The sequence below is a fragment of the Psychrobacter sp. APC 3279 genome (assembly GCF_030407795.1).
Classification (GTDB): Bacteria; Pseudomonadota; Gammaproteobacteria; order Pseudomonadales; family Moraxellaceae; genus Psychrobacter.
Genome location: NZ_JASDCR010000033.1, coordinates 1 through 9185 on the forward strand (window position 1 = coordinate 1; position 9185 = coordinate 9185).

11 protein-coding genes and 1 pseudogene are annotated in these 9185 nt (G+C 39.2%); 4 read left to right on the plus strand and 8 right to left on the minus strand.

The genetic code is table 11. The annotated features are described in order from the left end of the window. The 4 genes from QL898_RS13525 to QL898_RS13540 form a co-directional block, all read right to left on the minus strand. Positions 1 to 473 (minus strand): hypothetical protein (locus tag QL898_RS13525; RefSeq protein WP_290177161.1); only part of this gene is annotated, 473 nt, incomplete at its 3' end. A gap of 143 nt (positions 474 to 616) precedes the next feature. Continuing rightward, entirely contained in the window at positions 617 to 934 is a 318-nt protein-coding gene (locus QL898_RS13530; protein ID WP_290177162.1) for a hypothetical protein, read from the minus strand. 459 nt (positions 935 to 1393) lie between these two features. Beyond that, the gene (locus tag QL898_RS13535) at positions 1394 to 1636 is read right to left on the minus strand and encodes a hypothetical protein (RefSeq protein WP_290177163.1); all 243 of its coding nucleotides are present in this window, start codon (positions 1634 to 1636) and stop codon (positions 1394 to 1396) included. Between the two features lie 615 nt (positions 1637 to 2251). Next, positions 2252 to 3172, minus strand: a complete 921-nt coding sequence (locus QL898_RS13540) for a hypothetical protein (protein WP_290177164.1) — start codon at positions 3170 to 3172, stop codon at positions 2252 to 2254. A gap of 491 nt (positions 3173 to 3663) precedes the next feature. On the opposite strand from QL898_RS13540, the gene QL898_RS13545 reads away from it, so the two are divergent. Further along, positions 3664 to 4545, plus strand: a complete 882-nt coding sequence (locus QL898_RS13545; protein WP_290177165.1) for a replication initiation protein — start codon at positions 3664 to 3666, stop codon at positions 4543 to 4545. A gap of 142 nt (positions 4546 to 4687) precedes the next feature. Here the strand turns inward: QL898_RS13545 and QL898_RS13550 are convergent, their stop codons facing one another. Both QL898_RS13550 and QL898_RS13555 read right to left on the minus strand, forming a co-directional pair. Beyond that, on the minus strand, positions 4688 to 5107 hold the full coding sequence (locus tag QL898_RS13550) for a type II toxin-antitoxin system HicB family antitoxin (protein ID WP_290177166.1): 420 nt from the start codon (positions 5105 to 5107) through the stop codon (positions 4688 to 4690). Positions 5108 to 5455: 348 nt separating this feature from the next. Continuing rightward, on the minus strand, positions 5456 to 5626 hold the full coding sequence (locus QL898_RS13555; protein WP_290177167.1) for a type II toxin-antitoxin system HicA family toxin: 171 nt from the start codon (positions 5624 to 5626) through the stop codon (positions 5456 to 5458). A gap of 287 nt (positions 5627 to 5913) precedes the next feature. On the opposite strand from QL898_RS13555, the gene mobC reads away from it, so the two are divergent. From mobC to QL898_RS13860, 3 genes and pseudogenes are all read left to right on the plus strand, one after another. Next, positions 5914 to 6246 (plus strand): plasmid mobilization relaxosome protein MobC, encoded by a 333-nt coding sequence (gene mobC, locus QL898_RS13560; protein WP_290177168.1) that lies wholly within the window; start codon positions 5914 to 5916, stop codon positions 6244 to 6246. Next, positions 6236 to 6901: pseudogene (locus tag QL898_RS13855) on the plus strand (relaxase/mobilization nuclease domain-containing protein); the annotation flags it as partial. The gene mobC and the pseudogene QL898_RS13855, both read left to right, overlap by 11 nt. 40 nt (positions 6902 to 6941) lie before the next feature. After that, positions 6942 to 7487, plus strand: a complete 546-nt coding sequence (locus QL898_RS13860) for an MbeB family mobilization protein (RefSeq protein WP_356639408.1) — start codon at positions 6942 to 6944, stop codon at positions 7485 to 7487. An 855-nt stretch (positions 7488 to 8342) separates the two neighbouring features. Here the strand turns inward: QL898_RS13860 and QL898_RS13570 are convergent. After that, a complete protein-coding gene (locus tag QL898_RS13570) occupies positions 8343 to 8903 on the minus strand; it encodes a hypothetical protein (RefSeq protein WP_290177170.1) in 561 nt (186 codons plus the stop codon). A 46-nt stretch (positions 8904 to 8949) separates the two neighbouring features. Continuing rightward, positions 8950 to 9185 (minus strand): hypothetical protein (locus tag QL898_RS13575; RefSeq protein ID WP_290177171.1); only part of this gene is annotated, 236 nt, incomplete at its 5' end.

Below are 9185 nucleotides of genomic sequence, written 5' to 3' on the forward strand. Positions count from 1 at the left end.
TCGCTATCTCCACCTATTCTAGCAGCATCGCTATCTCCACCTATTCTAGCAGCATCGCTATCTCCACCTATTCTAGCAGTATCACTATCTCCGCCTATTCTAGCAGCATCGCTATCTCCACCTATTCGACTGTCTAATAAGCAAGCGCAATCATAAGTATTGTTAGCTATTAATAGGAATGGTTTAAAGCTGCGTTTTTCAAGAAGTTGTATTAGTTTCATGCTACTTGGTGTTTGTTCAAACCTCTCTATTAAGCTGCAAGATTGAAAGTCTTCTTCTGCATATGCGTGAGCATTAAATAAAATTATAGTCATTACTGAAAATAAAATCTTAAGACAGACTTTCAACATAATACACTTCCTTATTTTTTTACAAAAAATACATATTTTCAAAATTTTATTATTATTATTGTATCTCCAAGAATATTGAACCGCATCGACTATATCGGAGGGTTTTTTACTTGAGTCAGGCATCGCTGTCTAAGAGAGCATCCCAGATTCTGTATAACTGCCATTGAGCTTGTAGCAGTACTTACACAGAATCCGAGATAGGTTGCTTTATCATAGGTTTTTAAAGAGGCTTAGTTTTATTTCTGATATGTTTTAACTATAACTTCTTAATAATCATTACATTTAGCATCGCGAATAACTTTTTCTGTGGGGTCATCCCACGACCTCATGTTAGACACTCTATAACGCGAACATTTACCATAATGACCGATATACCTAGTTGTGTGTCGATCATCATTTATGACCATATCTATAGCATCTCGTTCGGTTTCTTGAGTAGACCAAAGGCATTGAACTGGTCCACACGCTTTCCAGTTGCCATTCGGTGTTTCCCATGTAAGAACCGTACCTGTATCGGCTAGTGCTGCACTTGAATAAAGTGCGCTCAATAGAATAACGGCTAAGCTTAATATTTTCGTTTTCATGTAAACCTCCATGCTTACATTTATAATTGTAGGAGTTCAATACCGCAAAAGAGAAATATTGAATTTAACGTAAAATTATAAGAAAACGCATTATCTTGCTGAAGTATTCAGTATTAGTAATATATGAATTGATATGAAGATTCAAGCCCTTCTTAATTTAATCAAGAATATCTATAGTTTTTTTTCTATCATCTTAGCTACTGATAAAATGAGAAAAACCTCGAATTATCCCCTTTTTGGACACTGTTTGGACACCGAATAAATATAATATTATATAAACAATTTAAAAATCAGATGCTTAGAAAATAATCATCCTCAAGGGTGGCTTGGGGATGATGTTGATTCCTCGTATAAAGGTAGATTATGGTAAATGGAAATGGACCAGTTCTAGACAGCTGAATTAGTAACGGAGAAAGCCCCCTGCTGGGGGCTTTCTTAAAATAGAAAATTAGGTCAATCCTAGTTTCTAGGTTTTATTCCAAATTCATAGCCATCCGATTTCATGCAATATGCGATCATCTTCTTAGCATGGTTTTGAGATAAATTCTCAGCGTTCACATCTGTTCTACAAAAACCAATCTTATCAGCTGTTACAGCAGGACTAACACCTTGCTTATACCATGTCTGCTTTGGTGTGCTAGTACAAGCGCTCATAAGTAAAGTAACGGAAATCACCGCTACAATTTGATTAACTCTGTTCATAAGGACAAACCTACATAAGTTTATAAATTAATATTGCTAGATTATCACAAAACAGTTAACTTAATAAACCATAAAGGTTGAGAGGCTAGTCAATCACTATTGATAAGCGAGTTATTAGCTTTAGGAAACGTACAAATTCAGCTCGTAGAGCAGTTGAAGACGTATCAGAGCACGATAATACCGCCCGACTATCTAGAGAGCGATACAGTGAAATTAGAGGACAGACTGAGCGAATTAGTGAACGCACAGATCAAAATAAAGCAGTCGCAAACGAAAATAACCGGCTCACAAACAGAAATACAGACTGAGGTGAAGAAATTAAACAGATTGCTGAGCAAGTTAGAGAAATTATAAAAGCGAAAGAGCAAGAGGTTAAGAGTGCTAGAGTGCCCACAAGATCACGATCTTCAAGTATGGGACGTTAGCTAAGACAAAAAATTCGGTTTAGAGTGATTCCTTAATTACAGTCTAAATAGGGTAGTCTGTTAATCATTTTCGATGGGTTCAGAAGTGTCACAGACTGATTCTAGTACGATATTTAATGGAGCTTTACTCAATGTGTAAAGCTCCATTAAATATCGTACTAGAGAATACCAAACTCATATAATCGTGCTCTTAGTTATTTTTCTGGCCAGCAACCATATCGGGTGAAAATTGAGCAGATATTGGTTTTACCCAAATAACTTGTGGGTCAAGGTGAGTAGTTTCATCAGCTATTCTTGATTGCATGATAGCTAACGTCTCTACAGTCTTAAGAATGCTGCTTTCATCAATCGTTGTATTTGACAATATAATTCCGCTATTGCCTTTAAGCCTAATACCAATCGTGTCAACATGCATGTATCCTTGCACTTTATTTGACTTTGCGGCCAAACCTAGAGGGATTAAACCACCCAAGTTAACATTATTTTTATTTGTAGTAATGTTCGCAGTTAGCCTTAAACCCACACCTACTCTTACATCTCCAATCTTGTGAGGTTTTGTCGATAGGCCTATTGCTGTACTAAACTCAGTATAAGAAGAGTCTATAACATCATCTACAATGTAAGCAGTGTAATCCATGATAACTTTATAATTACCTTTATCTCGTGTTAGGGTTCCAGGTAAATAAGTGATTGTTCCATTTGATTCGACCTTACTTACACTAATTTCAGCTCTTGTATTACTGAGTAATTCCATTATTTGTTTGTGTTCTAATTCAGCCCAATGTTTGGTAACAATTTTTCTTTCTATGGGATTCTTAGGACTATTATCAAAAAATGTTATTTTTGGTGACCTTAGGGGAGGATCCATAATTACCCATGCTTCATTGGATTTTACGAGCATGCTTAAGTCTTTTATTGGCATTTGTACTGATTTCACTCCAGGATAGAATGCGCTCATACTTTCTATTGAAAGGGTCTCATATTTTGATGTATCCCCCACACTTGTCTTTAAATTTGAATTTGTTGTCGCGCAACTAATTAAAAATAGCGGTAGAACAATGATTAAGTAGAGACTATTATTTTTAACTAGTTTTATATCTATATAGCTCATGACAATCTCCTTATGTTAAAGGTAGTTCATGTAACTATAAGACAATATAAAGATAGGATTCAGTCACATGGTCTAAGCTAAGTATATACTTAAAATTTTTATCAAAAATACTTATTTATCAATCACTCAAGCAAGCAATCAATTACAAGTTGTAATAAAATTTGTAATTAATATTATCAAAAATGACTTTTATTTCTATAAATTAAAAATGAAATTGAGAGTGATTTATCTAATCTAAGTATGGATATGTAATACGACGTGATTACAAATTTTTAAAGCGATGTACACCTTAAATGGCGTGGCTTTACGAGGAAATTGCTAATTGACGAAACAATAGTGAGAGCGTAAACTCAAGTGCTAGAAACGATTAACCCCCAATGCTTGCAGGCATCGGGGGTTAGATGAATTTTAATCTGTGTCAGCAGATATAAAACCCAACATATTCGAATGGTTATTTTATATCAGCAGGCGCACCAACACAAGTGTGCGTGATGTTAATACTACCTGAAATATACGAAAACCTCCCTCATAAGCCTTATTGTACCGATGATTTGGGCATTCTTGCCATTCGTCCAAAGCAAATAGCCGTCAAAATGCGGTACATCCAGCATAACCCCCCTTGTATGACCCACCTCATTTGCTTAGACATTGATCATAAGCATGGCGCAATGCGTTGGGCAGAAGAACACCTACCACCGCCACGGTGGACAAGCCAAAACCCCTCAAACGGACACGCTCATATTGTCTATGAGCTAAAAACACCTGTTTGCACCAGTGAGCATGGCAGCCGTAAAGCCTTAGCCTATCTTGCTAAGATACAAGCAGGGCTTGTCAGAGAGACGAGAGCAGACGTCGGCTACACAAATTTCATCACCAAAAATCCGATGCACGAGCATTGGCGTACCGAAGTATGGACAAAAGAAGCCTATGAGCTAAATTATCTAGCAGAATTTGTTGATCTTAGACCATTAACGAACACAGAGAAAGAATACGGACTTGGCAGAAACTGCACTCTGTTCGATACCGTTCGCCATTGGGCCTATTCTGCGATTAGAGAGCATCGAGGGAAGACTTGGGAGCAATGGTATAACTCAGTACTTAAATACGCTCAAAACGTAAATATGATGTTTTCAGAGCCATTACCTTACTCAGAAATCAAAGCTACTGCTAAAAGCATTGCTAAATTTTGCTGGAAGCGTGATGGGTATCACTATAATGAGTTTATCTACCGGCAAGCACTCAAAGGTAGTAAAGGAGGCAAGGTATCTAAACGTAAGCCTGTAGCCACGTCAGAACAATCCATGAAGCCTTGGGAAAACTTAGGTATTTCGAGAAGAACTTACTATAATCATAAGAAACTAGGCAAGCTTTAAAAAGTTGCACTGGATAAGCCTAAATCAGATAACAGCCTTTTGAAGGTTGCTATCTGATTTAAATTTGTTTCTACGGTGTTCCCACTTTAGGCTCAAGAAAAAGGCCCCCTATATGAGGAGGCCTTTTTCTTTTCTTACATTTTTAAGCCATAGCAACAGCAAAGTTTAGCTCTTTACCTAAAGCTTTGAAAGCTTTCTCGACTGTATCTATTTTCGTACTATGCTCTAGGTTAACGATTCTAGTCACTTGTTGCGGTCGAATACCCATCAGTTTGGCTAGTTCAGCTTGGCTCATACGACTCTCTAATAAAGCATTTAAAAGCATAACCTTTGTTGCTGCGCTTGCAGGTAGGCTGATACTTACCTCATCTTTTTGGGGTTTGGTAGGTAATGGTACCTGACGATTATCTTCGAAGTAGAAATCCATTGCTGTAAGTAAGGCGTCTTCTGCCATTTCGACTGCTTCCTCATAGGTATCACCCTGAGTAATAGCTTCTGGAATATCTCTAAAAGTTACGACAAAACCATCTTCGTCTTTTATAAACTTCGCTGCATATTTCATGATGTTAGCTCCACCTAAAATCAATTATTTAATCTTGATAATCCTAATTATCGTAGATTAAATAGTTGTCCTTAGTTTAGTAACGTCTGTTTAGTATTTTCTCTCTGTCTATTAGTGTTCTAATACTTACAGGAAGATTCTATGTATTCTCCTTATAGAGAAATTACCTTAAGACATAATCCTTGGTTGGTTTGTTGATTGTTGGTTGTTTTAGACTTTGACAGATGATTCCTGCACAAGTCATCTTTAGTGCCACTCTCTGATAATAATTAAGGTTTTTGTTAAGTTGCTATATTTGTGTGGTATTACATCCCATTGAAGGCTAATTCCCAATGGGATGTATAACAATCACATAATACCTAGTTGCTTCCTTATTTCCTTGACCATGATTTTTCTAATTTCATTATGTCTTGGTATGGTTGTTTGCTTGCCGTTCAAATAAACTTTTTGATGTTTACCGCCTTCTTCAAACGTAGCGCCTAGCTCTTTGAGCTCTTTAACAAAATCTAATCTTTTCAAATTACCTCCTTTATTATCATAATGTATTATAAACATTTTTGATGATAAAGTAAACATTAATGTTTATAATACGTTGTTACAATAGGTAAGTTGTTTCAGAAAAACAAAAGACTACGACTAATTTTTCATATATCTGTTAATTTTAAATTAGCCAGCATATACCGTGGGTACAATATCCACTACGTTACTATTGACCCAAGGCATACTGGTAAGGGGAAGCCCCTTAACCCCAACCCCTCAGAAAAAGCCGTGAGGGGGTAAAAAACAACCGCTAGAGCGAGGCGAACATGGCAAGGACGAAATGGCTCAAAATAAGAGTTTCTGATCAAGAGATTGCAGACATTAAAAAGCGTGCAGGTCAGCACGATATGTCTAACTACGTTCGCGGATTGGTACTCGATCAGCCGGTCGCCGCGCCTGAACCAAAGCACAAAAAAATCGTACACAGTGCCGACCCCGAATTGGTGCGAGCCATCAATCGCATTGGTATCAACATCAACCAAATAGCCAAGCAAACCAACACAGGGCAAGAAGTCGGTAACTCCGTATTGATGGCCTTACTCAACTTGCAAACCACGCTAGACAACGCACTAGCATCGAGCATGCCTGATGATCGTTAAATTCTTCACTCGCGGCACTGGTGGCAGCAAAGGCGTGTTTGATTATTTGCTCAAGGACAAGGAGCAGCCAGACGGCAAACGGATTGGTGCAGAAGTCTTGAGGGGTGATATAGACAACCAAGCCTTGCTCATTGATAGCCTCGATTTCAAGCAAAAATACACCAGTGGTTGCTTATCGTTCACCGAGACAGCTGATGAAGTCACCCAATCACAGAAGAATGCCTTGATGGACAGCTTTGAGCAGACCATTCGATCAGGGCTAGACGTTGATAGGGTAAGCGTTAGCTGGATTGAGCATCGAGACAAAGGCCGATTAGAGCTGAACTTTGTCTTTGCTAATGTTGATTTAGAACACGGCAGAGCATTTCAGCCCTATGTTCATAACGTTGATAAGCGCAGAGTGAACGCATGGAAAGACATGCAAAATATTGAGCATGGTTTTACCGACCCAAACGACCCAGCCAATAAGCGATTAATGGCGCAGCGTGACAACTTACCAAGAGACGTCAAAGAGGTTAGACAAGCCATTACTGACGGATTAAAAACGTTAGTGGTTGAAGGCGTGATCACCAATCGTGACGATGTTATCCAAGCCCTTACTGATGGTGGATTTGAGATAGCAAGAGAGACGGACAAAGCAATTTCTATCAAGAACCCAGCAGGGAAAAGAAATATTAGGCTGACAGGCGGATTATATGAGCGAGATTTTAACTTTAGCAGCGAAGTTCAAAACACAATCGAGCGCACAGGCGAAGACTATCGAGCAAGAAGTACAGAACGCTACGACGCAGCTAAACAGCTTTATGACAGCGAAATTGATCGAAAGCGAAACTATCATCAAGCAAGGCATGGAAAGCCTAGACACCAGCAACGAGCAATTGCTAACAATGTTAGCAAAGCATCAAACCGATATGTCTACAGCCCTCGAAACCTATATGAACAACGTCCAAGCCCATACCACCGAGCATTTAAACCAGTTCGCAGAAGAGATGGAAAGGACGATAGAAGCCTACACACAGCACATCAAACAACTGATAACGCAGCGAGAAGACAGAATAGCGCAGGTCATCAAGTCAGAAATGAAAAAATGGCTGATAGTTACCAGTTTTGGCGCACTCATGGTATTGGTGTTGGGCATGCTCATAGGGGCAGCGTTGGTCAACAAGTTCTCAAAACCGACCTATATCAATTCACCGCAGCAGCCACAGTCACAACCGCAGATCGACTACAGTCAGAGGTAAGTCATGGACAAGAGACTACTAGAGCAAGTACAGCAAGCCCTACAAGCTCAGCAGGACACGATCAAACGTCAAGAGCAGATGCTAGAAGACCAAGAGCGATACACACAGCAGCAGCTACGCAAGAAAAACCAAGATATAGCCGAATTGACAGCCTCATTGAACAAATTGGTGCAGACGAAGACGCAAGAGCTGGAACGATTGCCGATGTTGTTCAAGCAGTTGAAAGATTCAATGACAGAACAAACAAGCGTGTTCAGTGGTTGGGTACAGCATCGGAAACAGCACGCAACAACGCAAGCAACGTTGATAAGCGAGTTGCTGGCATTAGGAAACGTACAGATGCAGCTCGTAGCGCAATTGAAGGCGTATCAGAGCACGATAACACCGCTCGATTATCTAAAGAGCGATACGATGCAATTAGAGAGCGATACCGTGAAGTTAGAGGACGAATTGAGGGAATTAGTGAACGCACAGATCAAAATAGAGCAATCACAAACGAAAATAACCGGCTCACAGGCAGAAATGCAGAAGGAAGTGAAGGAATTAAACAGGTTGCTGAGCAAGTTAGAGAAGTGATAAAAGTCAAAGAACAAGAACTTGAGCGTGCTAGAGCGCCTACAAGGTCACGATCTCCGAGTATGGGTCGATAGCTAAGGCAGAAAAGAATAAAGTAAACACTGAGGCTATAGTTCGGAGCCCATCCCAGATTCTGTGTAACTGCCATTTAGATTAAATGCTTGCTGATACGATCATCAAACATAATCATAAAGCGATTCACAGCAGACGTCCAATTACGGATTGGTATCGACCACTCAAGCTCAGTTCTGTCAGTATAACTCACTTTTGATAGTATCTTTAAAAAGGTAAAGCAGACATATGTAAGACCCAAGACGCAATATCCAAATTACGTGAATTGCTGTATTTATATGGTTGATATACTACGCTCATAGAACCCGAATCAGCAATTCTAATGTATTCACTTGGAATAGCAACTGACCACATACGTTTGGCACTTACATCTGGGGTGCTATCTCTAACCGTCATGAATATAATCTTTCCGTAAAGAGGCTTCTTTCTTGCATTTACATGAATTAAAACATCAATAGCTTTGTCTTTCATAAAATATGGAAGGCTTTCATAATCGCCGTCGTATATTGATGTCGGAAATACCGTACCAGGAGTGTCTAAATTTCCATCGCCAATAAGCGTAGCATCGTAAAATTTTGGGGGTGTAGTAGGAGTGTTGGGTGTCATTTTCCAGTTAAGACCTACTGCTTCAATACGTACGTTATCAGTGAATAGAACTGCATATTTTGGAGCTGTAGCTAGCTTTGGTTCCGGTGGTGCTGGTGCTGGTGTTGTTGTTGCGCAACTACTCATAAAAAGTGCACTACTAATGGCGATGCTTAATGTCATAGTTTTGTACATTATGTTCATTGCGACTTCTCCGTCTATTAAAATATTAAAAATTTATTGATGCATCAATTACTTTACTCTTCGACATGGAAGCATTTTTGAGTTTGTACCATGGTTCTGTCTTACTAACCGCACATTGTACTTGCACAAATGCACCACCTATTCTAGCAGCATCGCTATCTCCACCTATTCTAGCAGCATCGCTATCTCCACCTATTCTAGCAGCATCGCTATCTCCACCTATTCTAGCAGTATCACTATCTCCGCCTATTCTAGCAGCAT

Bases quoted from the DNA above. Each gene is read 5' to 3' on its own strand.
- QL898_RS13860 (WP_356639408.1), top strand. From the start codon at position 6,942: ATGAGCGAGATTTTAACTTTAGCAGCGAAGTTCAAAACACAATCGAGC.
- QL898_RS13535 (WP_290177163.1), bottom strand. From the start codon at position 1,636: ATGAACAGAGTTAATCAAATTGTAGCGGTGATTTCCGTTACTTTACTT.
- mobC (WP_290177168.1), top strand. From the start codon at position 5,914: ATGGCAAGGACGAAATGGCTCAAAATAAGAGTTTCTGATCAAGAGATT.
- QL898_RS13550 (WP_290177166.1), bottom strand. From the start codon at position 5,107: ATGAAATATGCAGCGAAGTTTATAAAAGACGAAGATGGTTTTGTCGTA.
- QL898_RS13530 (WP_290177162.1), bottom strand. From the start codon at position 934: ATGAAAACGAAAATATTAAGCTTAGCCGTTATTCTATTGAGCGCACTT.
- QL898_RS13545 (WP_290177165.1), top strand. From the start codon at position 3,664: ATGTTAATACTACCTGAAATATACGAAAACCTCCCTCATAAGCCTTAT.
- QL898_RS13570 (WP_290177170.1), bottom strand. From the start codon at position 8,903: ATGACATTAAGCATCGCCATTAGTAGTGCACTTTTTATGAGTAGTTGC.
- QL898_RS13540 (WP_290177164.1), bottom strand. From the start codon at position 3,172: ATGAGCTATATAGATATAAAACTAGTTAAAAATAATAGTCTCTACTTA.